Raw genomic sequence first — 15,522 nt, 5'->3', positions numbered from 1 at the left:
CTTTTAAGAAAGCTGTCAACAAAACCCTTTAAAACCTGCCCAAAGACTGGGCGCGCCATAGTCTTGAGGATAATCAGAGACCTACAGCACAGCTCTGGCAGCCACGCCCGCCCTGCTGTGCCCCCGCGCCACAGAATCACTCAGATCCGCAAAAGGCGCCGAACCCAGAGCCGGCCGTTTGCAGCCGCAGCTGAAGCGCCACCTGATCGGCAAGCCCCACAAGAACGGGCATACCACAGAGGCTGCCTCCAGCTTATCGATATGCCTAAAAAGTAATCAAAGCGGTGAGTTTTACAGCAAACATAGCCGCCAGCGCCTCGATCCGCACGGCCAGCCCTCGCGCCGTGTTCCGCCACCTGCAAAGCGGTGGTTAGCTGACGGCAGAGGAGCCCTTCATGCTTGCAGCCCCCGCCGATTTTCCGATGCAGCGCGCGCTTGGTCGCGCGTTTGTCGCCTTTGCGGCGGGCAATCGGCTGGCCGATCTGGCGCAGCGCGGGTCTGCCAAGGCGATGCTGCCACGGGTTTCGGGCGGGCCAGAGGTGGTGTTTTTAAACACATCCGGCGGGCTAACCGATGGCGACAGGCTGGGCTATCATCTTGATATTGCAACCGATTGCCAAATCGTTGCCACCACCCAAACCGCCGAGCGTGCCTATGCCTCGCGCGGGGCCGCAGCCCATGCCGAGGTCAGCGCGCAGGTGGCACATGGCGCGCGGCTGGATTGGCTGCCGCAGGAAACGATTTTGTTTGAAGACAGCCACCTGCAACGCGCGACCACAATTAATCTGACGGGCGATGCTGCTTGTTTGCTGGTTGAAAGCGTGGTGCTGGGCCGCCATGCGATGGGCGAAAGCCTAACCCGCGCGCGGCTGACCGATCGGCGCATGGTCACCCGCGATGGTCGCCCGATCTGGGCGGAAACCTTGCAGATCACGCCAGAATTTCTTGCCACCGCGAACGCCGCGCTGATGGGCGATGCGCGTGCCTTTGCGGTGATCGCCTGGATCGCGCCGCAGGCCGAAGATGCGCTGGCACCCTTGCGTGCAGCCCTGACGCACCCCGATTGCCATGCCGCAGCCTCGGCTTGGGACGGCAAATGTATCGCCCGCATTTTGGCCCGCGACAGCTGGCCGCTGAAACAACAAATCGCCACCGCGCTTGCCGCCCTGCGTCAGGGCCCGCTGCCGCGCGTGTGGCAACTTTAGGAGCCTGCCATGAACCTAACCCCGCGAGAGCGTGAAAAACTGCTGATCTCTGTCGCTGCCATGGTGGCACGAGGGCGGCTTGCGCGCGGCGTCAAGCTGAACCACCCCGAAGCGATTGCCCTGATCACCGATTTCGTCGTCGAGGGCGCTCGCGATGGCCGAACCGTCGCCGATCTGATGCAGGCCGGCGCGCATGTGATCACCGCCGAGCAATGCATGGAGGGCATCCCCTCGATGATCCACGCGGTGCAGGTCGAGGCGACCTTCCCCGATGGCACCAAGCTTGTCACCGTTCACCACCCCATTCGATAAGAGGCTGATATGAAACGCATCCTAGCACTTAGCTTGTTTCCAACCGCCGCCTTTGCACATCCGGGCGGGCATTTTGACCAGCCGTTTCTGGATGGGATTTTGCATCCTTTCAGCGGCGCCGATCACCTGTTGGCGATGGTTGCGGTTGGGCTTTGGGCCACGGTCAGCGGCGGGCGGGCGGTTTGGGCGATGCCGCTAAGCTTTGTGCTGGCGCTGCTGACGGGCGGGATGATGGGGGCAAGCGGTTTGGCGCTGCCTTTGGTCGAGCCGATGATCCTTGCCTCGATCCTGCTTTTGGGCACGGCCACAGCGCTTGCGCTGTGTCCGGCGCTGCCGGTGTCTTTGCTAGGCGTTGCGGCTTTTGGTCTGGCGCATGGCTTTGCCCATGGCGCCGAAGGGCCTGCGCAGGGCATGGCGCTTTATGCGCTTGGGTTTGTTGCGGCATCGGCCTGTCTGCACGGGCTTGGCCTTGGGCTTGGGCTGGCGCTGACGAGCCGCGTGATCCGGTTTCTGGGCGGTGCCACTGCGGTGGCAGGTCTGGCCTTGGCCTTTGCATAGGACGTGACAATGACATCCCCCACATGCATTCCAGGTCAGATCTTTGCCGCCGCTGGCGAGATCGAGATCAACGCAGGCCAGCCCAGCATCACGCTGATGGTCGCCAATACCGGCGATCGTCCGGTTCAGGTTGGCAGCCATTACCACTTTGCCGAGACCAACCCCGGCCTTGCCTTTGACCGCGCGGCCGCGCGCGGCATGCGGCTTGATATTGCCGCAGGCACCGCCGTGCGCTTTGAACCCGGCCAATCGCGCGAGGTGCGGCTGACCCCCTATGGTGGCTTGCGCCGCGTTTTTGGTTTTAATGCCCAAGTGATGGGAGAGCTTTGATGTCCACCCGCATCGCCCGCGCCGATTATGCGGCCATGTATGGCCCCACCACCGGCGACCGCATTCGCCTTGGCGACACCGATCTGATCATCGAGGTGGAACGCGATCTGACCACTTATGGCGAAGAGGTCAAATTCGGCGGCGGCAAGGTGATCCGCGACGGCATGGGCCAAAGCCAGATCCCGCGGGCAGGCGGGGCGGTGGACACCGTCATCACCAATGCGCTGATCTTGGATCATTCCGGCATCTATAAGGCCGATGTCGGCCTGCGCGACGGGCTGATCCACAAAATCGGCAAGGCCGGCAACCCCGACACGCAATCGGGCGTCGATATCATCATCGGCCCCAGCACCGAGATTATCGCAGGCGAAGGCCGCATTCTGACTGCGGGCGGCATGGACGCGCATATCCACTTTATCTGCCCGCAACAGGCCGAAGACGCGCTGCATTCCGGCGTGACCACGCTGCTTGGCGGCGGCACCGGCCCCGCGCATGGCACGCTTGCCACCACCTGCACCCCCGGCCCTTGGCACATCAGCCGGATGCTGCAAGCGCTGGACGGCATCCCGATGAACTTTGGTCTTTCAGGCAAGGGCAACGCCAGCCAGCCCGAGGCTTTGGTGGAAATGGTCAAGGCAGGGGCCTCGGCGCTGAAACTGCACGAAGATTGGGGCACCACCCCCGCCGCGATTGATTGCTGCCTGTCGGTCGCGGATGACATGGATGTGCAGGTGATGATCCACACTGATACGCTGAACGAAAGCGGCTTTGTGGAAAATACTCTTGCGGCCATCAAGGGCCGCACCATTCACGCCTTTCACACCGAAGGCGCGGGCGGCGGCCATGCGCCCGATATTTTGCGCGTGGTCTCCTCGCCCAATATCATTCCATCATCGACCAATCCGACGATGCCCTATACCGCCAACACGGTTGAGGAACATCTCGACATGCTGATGGTCTGTCACCACCTTGACCGCTCGATCCCCGAAGATGTGGCCTTTGCCGAAAGTCGCATCCGGCGCGAGACCATCGCCGCCGAAGATATCCTGCATGACATCGGCGCGCTGTCGATCCTGTCATCAGACAGCCAGGCCATGGGGCGGATTGGCGAGGTGATCACCCGCACCTGGCAAACCGCGCATAAGATGCGCCAGCAGCGCGGCCGGCTTCGCGATGAGACCGGCGAGAATGACAACCTGCGCGCGCGCCGCTATGTGGCGAAATACACCATCAACCCCGCGATCACCCATGGTGTGGCGGCGCATGTAGGCTCGATCGCGGTTGGAAAGCGCGCCGATCTGGTGCTGTGGAACCCCGCCTTCTTTGGGGCCAAGCCCGAAATGGTGCTGATGGGCGGCATGATTGTGGTGGCGCAAATGGGCGACCCCAACGGCTCGATCCCGGTGCAGCCGATGTATTCGCGCCCAATGTTTGGCGCCTATGGCCGCGCTTTGGCGCAAACGTCCGTCACCTTTGTCAGCCAAGCCGCGCAAGCCGATGATGTCGGCGCCAAGCTGGGCCTGCACAAAACCACCCTGCCCGTCAGCGGCACCCGCACCATTGGCAAGGCCGATATGATCCTGAACAACGCCCGCCCGCAGATCGAGGTGAACCCCGAAACCTACGAAGTCCGCGCCGATGGCGAGCTTTTGACCTGCCAGCCCGCCACCGAACTGCCACTGGCGCAACGCTATTTCCTGTTCTGATGCCGATGCCAAGCCATGCACATGCTGCAATGCAGCAATGCCGGATAAGCCGTTGTTCAGCCACGGCTTTGCTGTCATATTCTGCGCAGGGGGGAAACACTTGGATCAAACAAGAGGTTTCCAATGACACAGACCGCATTCTTTACCGCACCAGCCCGCTCGCTGGGACATATCCTTGCCGCACCGTTCAAAGCCGTCGCCAATGGGCTGATCGCTTTGGCAGAAGCAGGGCCACGCATGCAGGAAATCAACCGCCTGAACGCGCTGAGCGACGCCCAACTTGCCGCACAGGGCAAAACCCGCGACGGCGAAGTGCGCCGCATTTTCGGTGCGCATTTCTACATCTAATGCCGCAGGCCGCTTCGGCCTGCTCCTGCCATGCAAACGCGCGCCCGCAGTCCGCTGCGGCGCGCGTTTTTCTGTTTTAGAGGTCCCCATGCTGCTGCCCGCCCGCACCCTGCTTCGCGGCCACAAAGGCCAAACCATCGACAGCGTCACCCTGTCTTATGACGAGCGCTTTTTGCGCCGCAAACGCCTGACCACCGATGCAGGCGCCAGCTTTATGGTCGATCTGGCCGAGACGACAAGCGTCAACCAAGGCGATGCCTTTCATCTGGATGACGGCCGCGCCATCGCCATTCTGGCCGCAGCCGAACCCGTGGTGCGCCTGACTGGCAACCTCGCCCGGCTTGCTTGGCACATCGGCAACCGCCACACGCCCTGTCAGATCGGCAGCGATCATCTGGTGATCCGCCGCGATCCGGTGATCGAGGCGATGCTGAAAGGCCTTGGCGCCAGCCTGACGCTGCAAATCGCGGCCTTTACCCCCGAAGGCGGCGCTTATGGCCACGGCCGCACCATGGGCCACGATCACGGCCCCGCCGGACATTTCGCGCTGACCCATGGCTGAGGCAACCGACCGTCTGCGGCTGACGCAATGGCTCTCTCCCGCCTTCCCGATCGGAGCCTTTGCCTATTCGCAAGGGCTTGAACAGGCGATCAGCGCAGGCGACATCCGCAGCGCCGCCGATCTGGGCGCTTGGATCAGCGCAGTGCTGCGCTTTGGCTCGGGCCGCGCCGATGCGATCCTGCTGGCCCATGCCCGTGGGCGCGATGCCGATCTGACAGCGCTCAGCGATCTGGCGTTGGCCCATGCCCCCAGCGCCGAACGGGTGACCGAGATGCTGGAACAAGGCCGCGCCTTTGCCGCCACCATCAGTGCCATCACCGGCCAACCCCAAGCACCTCACCCCTATGCGGTGGCGGTGGGGGCGGCCACCGCCCAGCTGGATCTGCCCACAAGCGAGGTGCTCTGCCTCTGGCTGCAAGGGCTTTGCGCCCAGCTCACCTCGGCAGCCACCCGCTTCATGCCCTTAGGCCAAACCGAGGCCCAAAAGACCCTGGCCACGCTCGCGCCGCTAATCACCGATCTGGCCGCGCTTTACGCCAGCCTGCCGCTTTCAGCGCTTTCCTCCACCACCCCGCGTGCCGATCTGGCCGCCATGCTCCATGAAACCATGCCCGTCAGGATATTTCGCACATGACACACCCAAATGGCCCTCTGCGCATCGGTATCGGCGGCCCCGTGGGTGCCGGCAAAACCTCGCTGACCGAACAGCTTTGCCGCGCCTTGGCGCAGCGCTGCTCGATGGCGGTGATCACCAATGACATCTACACCCGCGAAGATGCCGATTACCTGACCCGCGCCCAAGTGCTGCCGGCAAACCGCATTCGCGGCGTCGAAACCGGCGGCTGTCCGCATACCGCCATCCGCGAAGACGCCAGCATCAACCTTGCCGCCGTCGCCGATCTGCGCCAAGCCTTCCCCGACCTCGACCTGATCCTGATCGAAAGCGGCGGCGACAACCTGGCCGCCACCTTCTCGCCCGAACTTGCAGACCTCTCGATCTACGTCATCGACACCGCCGCCGGCCAAGACATCCCGCGCAAACGCGGCCCCGGCGTCACCCGCTCTGATCTGCTGGTGGTCAATAAAACCGACCTCGCGCCCTACGTCGGCGTCGATCTGGCCTTGCTGCAATCCGACACCGCCACCGCCCGCGGCACCCGCCCCTATGTCATGGCACAAATCCGCAAAGGCATCGGCATCGACGCGGTCGTGCAGTTTTTGCAAACCGAAGGCGGGCTTGTGCTGCGCTAGGCAAAACAACCATAAAAGTAAGATAACCCCCTATCGCAGCCATCTCTGCAAGCTGGCTGCAACCGAGCTATGCTTCAGCAGGCTTCGCAAGACCGGCGATAAGTTCATTTGCTGTCATACGCAGCTCAGGCATCGGCAAAAGCGTTTCTCGCACTTCGGTGGCGCGGTCTATAAATGCTGAAATATCGCGAGGGTCTGTTTCATCCCAAGCCGAAATAGGCCACTGCCACCATTGCGATTTCAGCAACTTTTCGATGATTTTTTCATCAAAACGCCAGCGAATAAACCGCGCAGCTGCGCCACCAACAATTGCATAAGGCGGCACATCGCGCGTTACGATTGAACGGGCCGCAATAATAGAGCCTGTTCCCAATTTGACCCCATGCGCCAGCAAGACGCCGTTGCCGATCCAAACATCATTTTCAATCTCAACTGGCGGCCCCATATCTTGAAACGCTGGAAAAGAGCTTCGACCACTTTTCCAGCGTTTCGCACATTTGTGACTGTAAAACACTGGACTGGCTGAAATCCAATCGATCGGATGATGAGCCCCCATCACCTCAATCCCTGCGCCAAGGGAACAATAACGCCCAATGCGCGCAACATGAGGGAAAAAGCTGTGAGTATAACTATAAGATCCAAGCGGCATAAATCGACCAGGATTGTGCTGGCTAAAACGCTCAAAAAGCGCATCCCCATTTTTAATGGCGATGCTGCCCGTCACCTTTGGATGAAACCCAATGCCGTAATCCCGATGCAGAACGGCGGCTATTTCAGCATCTAATCTCTTCATCATATTTTATACAATCGACCCAAATGGCGGAACCGCTAACTGCAAGATTGATAGATGGCCCAGACCAAAAACGCAAATGTCAGGAAAGGCCCAGGCCACAGTGCAGCGCAGCCCTCAATCCCAAACCAAGACTGCCGCAAAGCTTCTTGCCGTCTTTCACAAGGAAAAGCCCCACCAGGGTCAAAAATCCCAAGCCGGCAGAGCAAACCCACCCCGCCGCCACCTTCATCTTGGCAAAAATATCCCGGGGTCCGGGGCAGCGCCCCGGCGGCCAGCCCCTGTCGCCTCAGGGCATCACCTCAAACCGGTCCACATCCACCATACCGTGATCGGTGATCTTCAAATGCGGGATCACTGGCAGGCATAAAAACGCCAACTGCAAAAACGGCTCCTCCAGCACCACCCCCAAAGATCTGGCCGCCGCGCGCAGCTCCACCAGATCGGCGCGCACCGCTTCAAAGCTGTTCAGGCTCATCAACCCCGCCATCGGCAGCGCCAGTTCCGCCAGCACGCGGCCGCCCTCAACCACCACAAAGCCGCCCTCAATCTCGCCCAAACGCTGCACCGCCAGCGCCATATCCTCATAATCCGCCCCCACCACCGCGATGTTGTGATGATCGTGACAAACCGTCGAGCCAATCGCACCGCGCTGCAAGCCAAAGCCCTTCACAAAGCCGGTGGCGCGGTTGCCATTGACGCCGTGCCGCTCGATCACCGCGATTTTCACCAGATCACGGGCAATGTCTGGGCGCTTGTCGCCATCTTGCGGCGCGATGTCATAGCTTAGATGCTCTGTGACGATCTTGCCCGGGATGATCCCGATCACCGGTGTCTGAACCCGATTGCCGCTGCTGCGAAAATCTGCCGCCGTGATCCGTGGCGCCTTGACCGAATGCCGTGCCACCGGCGGCAAGATCTCGCGGGCGGCAAAGGCTGCGGCGCTGATCTCGACCCCGCCGGTAAAGACCTGCGCGACATTGCAGGCCTCAAGCGTATCAATCACCGCAATATCGGCCCGTTTGCCCGGCGCAATCAGCCCGCGATCCTTTAACCCAAAGGCCTCGGCCGCCGAAAGCGAGGCCGCGCGATAGACCGCCAAAGGGGCGGCCCCCAAAGCAATCGCGGTGCGGATCATATAGTCCAGATGCCCCTGCTCGCCGATGTCCAAAGGGTTGCGATCATCGGTGCACAGACACAGATAGGGCGAAAAGCGTTCGGTCAGCAGCCCCACCAGCGCGTGCAAATCTTTCGACACCGAGCCCTCGCGGATCAGCACCCGCATGCCCTTGCGCAGCTTTTCCAAAGCCTCGTCATAGCTGGTGGCTTCGTGTTCGGTGCGAATGCCCGCCGCGATATAGCCGTTCAGATCATTGCCGCGCAGCAAGGGCGCATGGCCGTCGATGTGGCGGCCCTGAAAGGCCTCTAACTTGGCCATGCAACCCGCATCGCGGTGCAAGACACCGGGGTAATTCATGAATTCTGCCAGACCGATCACGCGCGGATGATCCATCAGCGGCGTCAGATCGCTTGCCTCCAGCCGCGCGCCGGTGGTCTCCATATGGGTCGAGGGCACGCAAGACGACAGCTGCACCCGAATATCCATCAGCGTGCGGCTGCTGGCCTCTAGAAAATAGCTGATCCCCGCCAGCCCTGCGACATTTGCAATCTCGTGCGGATCACAAATCGCGGTTGTCACCCCATGCGGGCTGACGCAGCGGTCAAATTCAAACGGTGTCACCAGCGAGGATTCGATATGCAGATGCGTGTCGATAAACCCCGGCACAAGGATCTTGCCGCGCACATCAATCTCGCGCACACCAGTGTAGGTACCAAAGACCCCCACGATACAATCGCCACAGATCGCCACATCACTGGGCACCAAGTCGCCGGTGATCAGATCAAACACCCGCCCGCCTTTCAGCACGATATCAGCGGGAACAAGGCCGCGCCCCTGATCAATTCTGTCGCCAAGCGGTGCTTTGGGCATGGTAATCTCCTTTGGAATGAGGAACCTTAGCCCTGCAACAGCTCCAAATCCAACCCAAAGGCAGTGTTATGCGCCCTCTTCAAGGAATAGCCTTAAAAGTTGGCTCGGTTTTGGTGTTTATCGTGATGTCGTCGCTGATCAAAACCACCACCGCCGATATTCCTGCCGGCGAGGCGGTATTCTTTCGCTCGTTCTTTGCGCTGCCTGTCATCGTGGCTTGGCTGGCCATGCGGCGCGAACTCGCAACCGGACTTCAGGCGCATAACCCGATCAGCCATATCTGGCGCGGGCTGATGGGCACGCTGGCGATGGGCTTGGGCTTTGCGGGGCTTGGGTTCTTGCCTTTGCCCGAGGTGACGGCGATTGGCTATGCCTCGCCACTGCTGGTGGTGGTGTTTGCGGCGATGTTTCTGGGCGAAGAGGTGCGGCTGTTTCGCATCTCGGCGGTGGCGCTGGGTCTGACGGGGGTGATGATCGTGCTGTCGCCGCGCCTGACGGTGGTCAGCGGCGATGTCGCCTCGCAGCGCGAGGCTTTGGGCGCAATGCTGGTGCTGGCGGGGGCGTTTTGCTCGGCCCTGGCGCAGGTTTTTGTGCGCAAGCTGGTCAATACCGAAAAGACCGCCGCCATCGTGTTCTATTTTTCACTGACCTCGACCGTGCTGTCACTGACCACGCTGCCCTTCGGCTGGGCGATGCCAAATGCTTGGCAGTTTGCCACCTTGGTGCTGGCGGGGCTGTTGGGCGGAGTCGGGCAGATCTTGCTGACCTCAAGCTATCGCGGCACGGATGCCTCGCTGATCGCGCCCTTTGACTATGCTTCGATGATCTTTGCGCTGGCGATCGGCTATTTCGTCTTTGCCGAAGTGCCGACCCTGACCATGCTCGGCGGAGCGGGGCTGGTGATCTTTGCGGGCATTCTGATCATCTGGCGCGAACGCAAATTGGGACTAGAGCGCAGCAAGGGCCGCAAGGCGATGACGCCACAGGGTTAGCCCGCCAGCACCACATCAGCCGGGGCAGAGCCTGCAATCACGGTGCGAATATTGGGCAGATCGTTGCCTTCGATCCACGCCCGCGCCTCGGCCTCGGATTTGCCATAGCGCGCCCAGCGGTCCAGCAAGCGGCGCTCCAGCTCGGGCAGCGGCACGTCGATCCAAACGGTCAGATCAAACAGCGCTGCAGCCTCTGGCCAAGGGGATTGCTTGAACAGCAGGTAATTGCCTTCGACCACCAAAATCTGATCGGCGGGCCCGATAATATCAGCGCCAGCACGGCTGATTTCCAGCGCGCGGTCAAACAGCGGAATTGCCACCTCGGCCTCGTGGCGCAAGCGGCGCAGCAGGTGCAAAAAGCCTTGCACATCAAAGGTATCAGGTGCGCCTTTGCGCGCCCGCGCGCCGCGTGCGATCAGCACCGCATCGTCGTAATGAAAGCCGTCCATCGGCACCGCCTTGGCGCATTGACCCAAAGCGGTGACCAGTTCGGCCGCAAGCGTCGATTTGCCTGCCGCCGGTGGTCCAGCAAGGGCGACCAAAAACCGCCCCTGCCCTTTCGCCTTCTGGCGGATCAGATCTGCCAGATCAGCAGGTGTCATGCCTGTTCTTCCACGCCTTCCGGCACCTTGGCACCGGTCATAAAGGCCACGGCATCCGACATCGAATAGTCGTTGGGATTAATCACGCAAAGACGCTTGCCCAGACGGTGGATGTGGATGCGGTCGGCCACTTCGAACACATGCGGCATGTTGTGGCTGATCAGGATGATCGGAATCCCCCGCGCCCGCACGTCGCGGATCAGCTCTAGCACCCGACGGCTTTCCTTGACGCCCAAAGCCGCCGTGGGTTCGTCAAGGATCACAACCTTAGACCCAAAGGCCGCCGCGCGGGCCACAGCAACGCCCTGCCGCTGGCCGCCCGAAAGCGATTCAACGGCTTGGTTGATGTTCTGAATCGTCATCAGACCCAGTTCCGAAAGCTTATCGCGGGCGAATTTCTCCATCCGCGGGCGGTCCATTTGCCGAAACACCGAGCCCATGATGCCGGGCTTGCGCCATTCGCGGCCCAGAAACATATTGTCGGCAATCGACAGCGCGGGCGACATCGCAAGGTTTTGGTAGACGGTTTCAATCCCCATGCTGCGCGCATCTTGCGGGCCGCGGAACTTCATCACCTTGCCTTCCAGCGTGATCTCGCCGTGATCGGGGATAACCGCCCCCGCCAAGGCCTTGATCAGGGTGGATTTGCCAGCACCATTGTCACCGATCACTGCTGTGATCTCGCCCGGATACAGATCGAAATCTGCGCCATTCATCGCCACAACAGTGCCATAGCGCTTTAGCAGCCCGCGCGCCGACAGGATTGGTTGCACATCACTCATTGCGAAGCCCTCCGCAGCCATTGATCAAGGGCAACTGCGATAATCACAAGGCAGCCTGCCGCGAATTTTTGCCAGTAGTCATCGACACCCGCCAAAGACAGGCCGGTGATAAACACACCAACGATCATCGCCCCCAGAACCGAGCCAACAATCGAGCCGCGCCCGCCAAACAGCGAGGTGCCGCCAATCACCACAGCGGTGATCGAAGCAAGGTTGATATCGGTAAAAGCAATCGGGGAAACCGACCCCACACGGCCGATGGCGATCCAAGCGGAAAAGCCACAGATGGCCCCCGCCACAACATAAACCGATGTCAGCACCCAATTGACGTTGATACCAGACAGCTTTGCAGCCTCGGGATCGTCGCCAATGGCGTGCACATGGCGGCCCCAAGCAGTGTTGGTCAGCACATACCAAAGGATTGCCGCCAACAGAATAAGGGCGATGCCCCCGTAACTTAGACTTGCGCCGCCGAAATTCAGACCATCGCCAAACCACAACAGGCTGGGCGCTTTGGCTTCGATATCGACGTTGCGGATCGACTGAGATTGCGAATACCACAGCTTGATCGATTCAAAGATCGACAGCGTGCCAAGGGTAACGATGAAAGGTGGCAGCCGGACTTTGGTGACCAAAAGCCCGTTGACCAGCCCCATCAGCGCACCAAAGAAAATCCCGATCAGAACTGCAAGCCCAGCGGGCAATCCGGTGACCACGGCAAGGTTGCCCATGATCAGCGACGACAACACCAAGATCGCACCAACCGACAAATCAATGCCAGCGGTCAGAATGATCAGCGTTTGGGCAAGGGCAATAAAGCCGGTGACAGTGACTTGTTTCAGGATAACCGACAGCGCACCAAGGCTCATGAAGCGTGGCGCTACAATGCTGAACCCGATGATCGAAATCACCAGCACCAGGGCCGGGATCGTGGTCGGATAGGCGCGCAGGAAATTGCGGAGGCGCGGCACAAGGCCTTTGTCGTCACGTTCGAAACTGGCGACCGAGGTATCTGATTTGGCCAGCGGGGCCTCGTAGTCGGAAATTGTTTTGGTTGGTGCGTCTTCTGCGCTCATCGCGAATATCTCCCAGAATCACCTCGAAGCCCCAAGCTCCGCTATGGAAGAAGGGCGACCTTTGACAGCCGCCCTTCATTTTAAACTGCTAGGCTTTGGCTAGATTAGCCCCAGCAAAGCTCGGTGCCTTTGGCGCTGTCGATCGACGGCACGCCTTCAGCTGGCTTGTCGGTGACCAAGTTCACGCCGGTGTTGAAGAAGGTCAAACCGTCGGAAGCCGCTGGCTTGGTGCCGTCTTTTGCATAAGCAACGATAGCTTCGATGCCCTTGGACGCCATCAGCAGTGGGTACTGCTGCGAGGTTGCGCCGATAACGCCCGACTTGACCGAAGCGATGCCTGGGCAGCCGCCGTCAACCGAAACGATCAGAGCCTGGTTTTCTTTGCCAGCGTTCTTCATCGCCTGATAAGCGCCTTCAGCAGCAGGCTCGTTGATCGTGTAGATCACGTTGATGTCTGGGTCTTTTGCCAGCAGGGTTTCCATCGCGCGCAGACCGCCCTCTGGGTTTGCGTCCGAAGTTTCGTGACCGATGACGCGTGCGTCGGTTTCCGAACCCATCACGGTCAGATCAGGAACTTCGATGCCAAAGCCTTTGAGGAAGCCGGTGTCGCGTGCGACGTCAACCGAGATGTTGTCTTTGTTGATGTCGAGCATTGCAATCTTGGCGCCCGAAGTGTCGCCCATGGTTGCAGCAGCCCATTTGCCGATCAGCAAACCAGCTTCAAAGTTGTCGGTTGCAAAGGTCATGTCCTGAGCTTCGGTATCGGCAAGCGGGGTGTCCAGAGCGATAACCAAGATGCCAGCAGCGCGGGCGTCTTTCAGGGCTGGGCCGACCGAGTCGTTCGATGGGGTGATCAAGATACCCTTGGCGCCGCCAGCGATGCAGTTTTCAATTGCGGTGATCTGCGGAGCAGCGTCGCCGTCTTTTTCGCCTGCATAGGCTTGGAAGTCGAGGCCAGCGGCGGTCGCAGCAGCCTCAGCGCCCTCTTTCATCTTTACGAAGAAGGGGTTGGTGTTGTTTTTGGTGATCAGGCAAGCCAGATCGCCGGCCGAAGCCGAACCAGCCATCAGGGCAACAGCAGCAGCGCCCAGCAGAGCTTTGGTGGTGAATTTCATTGGTCGTCCTCCCAAGGAATTAGGGGATTAGCCCCCCGTTAGAAACCTTACGTCGACACCCATTCAGGCATCGCGATGGGAACAAATGATATGATTCGAGCCGCTACGTCAAGTTAAATAAATCAGAGTGATTTAATATTGACAGGCCGCCTTCCCTCCCGCAGTCTGGGCAGCTAAATGGGGTGTAATGCACCCTCAGACCCACGCAGAAAGCTCGACTTATCATGTTGATCGGCATCTCCCCTTTGCTGGGACCAGACCTTCTTCATACGCTGCGTGCGATGGGGCATGGCGATGAAATTGCTTTGGTTGATGGCAATTATCCGGCGGCAGAACATGCCCGCCGCCTGATTCGCGCCGATGGAATCGCGTTGATGCCGCTGCTTGCCGCGATTCTGAAAGTGCTGCCGGTCGAGGCTGCCTTTCGCGCAGCCCTGAACAACACCCCGCCGCAGGTTGGCCCAATTCATCAAGCGGTCGACACGCTTTGCGCCGCCAGTGGCCAAAGCTTTAGCGTCACGCCGCTGCTGGGCGAGGCGCTTTACCCTCGCGTGCGTGGGGCCTATGCAATTGTCGCCACCTCAGAGCCCGCACTTTTCGCCAATGTCATCCTGCGCAAGGCGGCTTTGGCGATAGATTTAGACGGTTAAAACAGCATGGCATTGGGCGCGGACACCATTCCGGATCGGCAAGGCAGCGAAGACATTGGTCTGCGCGGCTCGAACCAATCGGGCATGCGCGACCATAATGAACGGCTTGTGCTGTCTTTGGTGCGCCAGCATGGCGGTCTGGCGAAATCTGATATTGCCCGCATCACGGGGCTTTCGGCGCAGACCGTTTCGGTGATCATGCGCGGGCTGGAACAAGACGGGCTGTTGCTGCGCGGCGAACCGATCCGGGGCCGCATTGGCCAGCCCTCGGTGCCGATGTTTCTAAACCCGGATGGCGCGTTTTTTGTCGGCATTAAAATCGGTCGGCGCTCGGTTGATCTGACCTTGGTCGATTTTCAAGGCAAGGTCCGCGCCAGCCAGCGCCAGACCTATCGCTATCCCTCGCCCGCCAATGTGGTTGGCTTTACAGCCCGCGCCCTGCCACTGGCCTTGGCAAAGCTTTCGGCAGAAGAGCGCCCGCGCGTGAGCGGCATCGGCATCGCCATGCCGTTTCAGCTGTGGAGCTGGGTGCAATTCATCGGCGCGCCGCAAGCAGAAATGGACGCGTGGCGGCACAGCGACATTCAGGCCGAAATCGCCCAACTGACCGGCTTGCCGACCTATGTGCAAAACGACGCAACCTCGGCCTGCGGGGCCGAATTGGTGTTTGGCACCGGCGAACGGCCGAAAGATTTCCTCTATTTCTACTTTGGCACCTTTATCGGCGGTGGTTTGGTATTGAACGGCCAGTTGTTTCTGGGCCGCTCGGGCAATGCCGCAGGCGCGGGCCCCTTGCCGGTGCAGGGCAAGAACGGGCAGGTCGAACGCCTGATTGCTGCGGCGTCGATGTCAAAGCTTGCCGATGCGATGGAAGCTGCGGGCGAGGTTTCTGATTATCTGTGGGAGCGTCCCGATCATTGGACGGTCAGCCCGCAGATCCTGTCAGACTGGATGGATCAGGCCGCAAATGGTCTGGCTTGGGCTGCGCTGACAGCGGCGACCTTGCTGGAAATCGAAGCCGTGATGATCGACGGCTGGATGCCCGCCGAAGTGCGCGCCGAGATCACGCGCCGCACGCATTTGGCGCTGCACAGTCTGGATCTGGACGGCATAGACCCGCCGATGATCCGCGAAGGCACCATCGGCCCGGACGCCCGCGCGCTGGGGGCTGCGGCGATTCCTTTGTCGCAACGCTATCTGATTGATCAGAACGCAGCAGGGCGCGGCGTCTAATTCATAGGAATTCAGGGGAT

General features: G+C 60.5%; 18 protein-coding genes. 12 read left to right on the top strand and 6 right to left on the bottom strand.

Annotation, left to right across the window (positions count from 1 at the left end; all coding sequences use genetic code 11):
- Positions 1–395 precede the first annotated feature (395 nt).
- From V7Q10_RS12270 to ureG, 9 genes are all read left to right on the top strand, one after another.
- Positions 396–1,205 (top strand): urease accessory protein UreD, encoded by an 810-nt coding sequence (locus tag V7Q10_RS12270; protein ID WP_333869396.1) that lies wholly within the window; start codon positions 396–398, stop codon positions 1,203–1,205.
- Positions 1,206–1,214: 9 nt separating this feature from the next.
- Positions 1,215–1,517 carry an urease subunit gamma gene (locus tag V7Q10_RS12265; RefSeq protein ID WP_333869395.1) on the top strand — a complete coding sequence of 101 codons (303 nt, stop codon included), beginning with the start codon at positions 1,215–1,217 and terminating at the stop codon, positions 1,515–1,517.
- Between the two features lie 9 nt (positions 1,518–1,526).
- The gene (locus V7Q10_RS12260; protein ID WP_333869394.1) at positions 1,527–2,075 is read left to right on the top strand and encodes a HupE/UreJ family protein; all 549 of its coding nucleotides are present in this window, start codon (positions 1,527–1,529) and stop codon (positions 2,073–2,075) included.
- A gap of 9 nt (positions 2,076–2,084) precedes the next feature.
- Complete coding sequence (locus V7Q10_RS12255) at positions 2,085–2,405, top strand: urease subunit beta (RefSeq protein WP_333869393.1); 321 nt, start codon at positions 2,085–2,087, stop codon at positions 2,403–2,405.
- Positions 2,405–4,111 (top strand): urease subunit alpha, encoded by a 1,707-nt coding sequence (gene ureC / locus V7Q10_RS12250; RefSeq protein ID WP_333869392.1) that lies wholly within the window; start codon positions 2,405–2,407, stop codon positions 4,109–4,111. Before V7Q10_RS12255 ends, ureC begins: the two co-directional genes overlap by 1 nt.
- A 123-nt stretch (positions 4,112–4,234) precedes the next feature.
- Complete coding sequence (locus tag V7Q10_RS12245) at positions 4,235–4,459, top strand: hypothetical protein (RefSeq protein ID WP_333869391.1); 225 nt, start codon at positions 4,235–4,237, stop codon at positions 4,457–4,459.
- 88 nt (positions 4,460–4,547) lie between these two features.
- Positions 4,548–5,021, top strand: a complete 474-nt coding sequence (locus V7Q10_RS12240) for an urease accessory protein UreE (RefSeq protein WP_333869390.1) — start codon at positions 4,548–4,550, stop codon at positions 5,019–5,021.
- The gene (locus V7Q10_RS12235) at positions 5,014–5,655 is read left to right on the top strand and encodes an urease accessory protein UreF (protein ID WP_333869389.1); all 642 of its coding nucleotides are present in this window, start codon (positions 5,014–5,016) and stop codon (positions 5,653–5,655) included. Before V7Q10_RS12240 ends, V7Q10_RS12235 begins: the two co-directional genes overlap by 8 nt.
- Positions 5,652–6,272, top strand: coding sequence for an urease accessory protein UreG (ureG, locus tag V7Q10_RS12230; protein WP_333869388.1), 621 nt, complete (start codon positions 5,652–5,654; stop codon positions 6,270–6,272). Before V7Q10_RS12235 ends, ureG begins: the two co-directional genes overlap by 4 nt.
- A gap of 67 nt (positions 6,273–6,339) precedes the next feature.
- On the opposite strand, the gene V7Q10_RS12225 is transcribed toward ureG, so the two are convergent.
- On the bottom strand, positions 6,340–7,068 hold the full coding sequence (locus tag V7Q10_RS12225) for a CatB-related O-acetyltransferase (protein ID WP_333869387.1): 729 nt from the start codon (positions 7,066–7,068) through the stop codon (positions 6,340–6,342).
- 283 nt (positions 7,069–7,351) lie between these two features.
- Entirely contained in the window at positions 7,352–9,052 is a 1,701-nt protein-coding gene (gene ade, locus V7Q10_RS12220; RefSeq protein WP_333869386.1) for an adenine deaminase, read from the bottom strand.
- Positions 9,053–9,120: 68 nt separating this feature from the next.
- On the opposite strand from ade, the gene V7Q10_RS12215 reads away from it, so the two are divergent.
- A complete protein-coding gene (locus tag V7Q10_RS12215) occupies positions 9,121–10,044 on the top strand; it encodes a DMT family transporter (protein ID WP_333869385.1) in 924 nt (307 codons plus the stop codon).
- Here the strand turns inward: V7Q10_RS12215 and V7Q10_RS12210 are convergent.
- The 4 genes from V7Q10_RS12210 to V7Q10_RS12195 form a co-directional block, all read right to left on the bottom strand.
- Complete coding sequence (locus V7Q10_RS12210; RefSeq protein WP_333869384.1) at positions 10,041–10,646, bottom strand: nucleoside triphosphate hydrolase; 606 nt, start codon at positions 10,644–10,646, stop codon at positions 10,041–10,043. The two genes, V7Q10_RS12215 and V7Q10_RS12210, sit on opposite strands and share 4 nt — an antisense overlap.
- Complete coding sequence (locus V7Q10_RS12205; protein ID WP_333869383.1) at positions 10,643–11,428, bottom strand: ATP-binding cassette domain-containing protein; 786 nt, start codon at positions 11,426–11,428, stop codon at positions 10,643–10,645. The genes V7Q10_RS12210 and V7Q10_RS12205 overlap by 4 nt, the downstream gene beginning before the upstream one ends.
- The gene (locus V7Q10_RS12200; RefSeq protein ID WP_333869382.1) at positions 11,425–12,504 is read right to left on the bottom strand and encodes an ABC transporter permease; all 1,080 of its coding nucleotides are present in this window, start codon (positions 12,502–12,504) and stop codon (positions 11,425–11,427) included. Before V7Q10_RS12200 ends, V7Q10_RS12205 begins: the two co-directional genes overlap by 4 nt.
- Before the next feature lie 104 nt (positions 12,505–12,608).
- The gene (locus V7Q10_RS12195; protein WP_333869381.1) at positions 12,609–13,619 is read right to left on the bottom strand and encodes a substrate-binding domain-containing protein; all 1,011 of its coding nucleotides are present in this window, start codon (positions 13,617–13,619) and stop codon (positions 12,609–12,611) included.
- Between the two features lie 224 nt (positions 13,620–13,843).
- Here V7Q10_RS12195 and V7Q10_RS12190 point away from each other — a divergent pair, with 224 nt between their 5' ends.
- Together V7Q10_RS12190 and V7Q10_RS12185 are read left to right on the top strand one after the other, a co-directional pair.
- Positions 13,844–14,269, top strand: a complete 426-nt coding sequence (locus V7Q10_RS12190; RefSeq protein WP_333869380.1) for an RbsD/FucU family protein — start codon at positions 13,844–13,846, stop codon at positions 14,267–14,269.
- A gap of 6 nt (positions 14,270–14,275) precedes the next feature.
- The gene (locus V7Q10_RS12185; RefSeq protein ID WP_333869379.1) at positions 14,276–15,502 is read left to right on the top strand and encodes an ROK family transcriptional regulator; all 1,227 of its coding nucleotides are present in this window, start codon (positions 14,276–14,278) and stop codon (positions 15,500–15,502) included.
- Positions 15,503–15,522: the final 20 nt, after the last annotated feature.

Origin of the sequence: Cypionkella sp., from assembly GCF_036782355.1 — a bacterium.
Lineage (GTDB): Bacteria > Pseudomonadota > Alphaproteobacteria > Rhodobacterales > Rhodobacteraceae > Cypionkella.
This window is presented reverse-complemented; position numbering and strand designations above follow the sequence as displayed.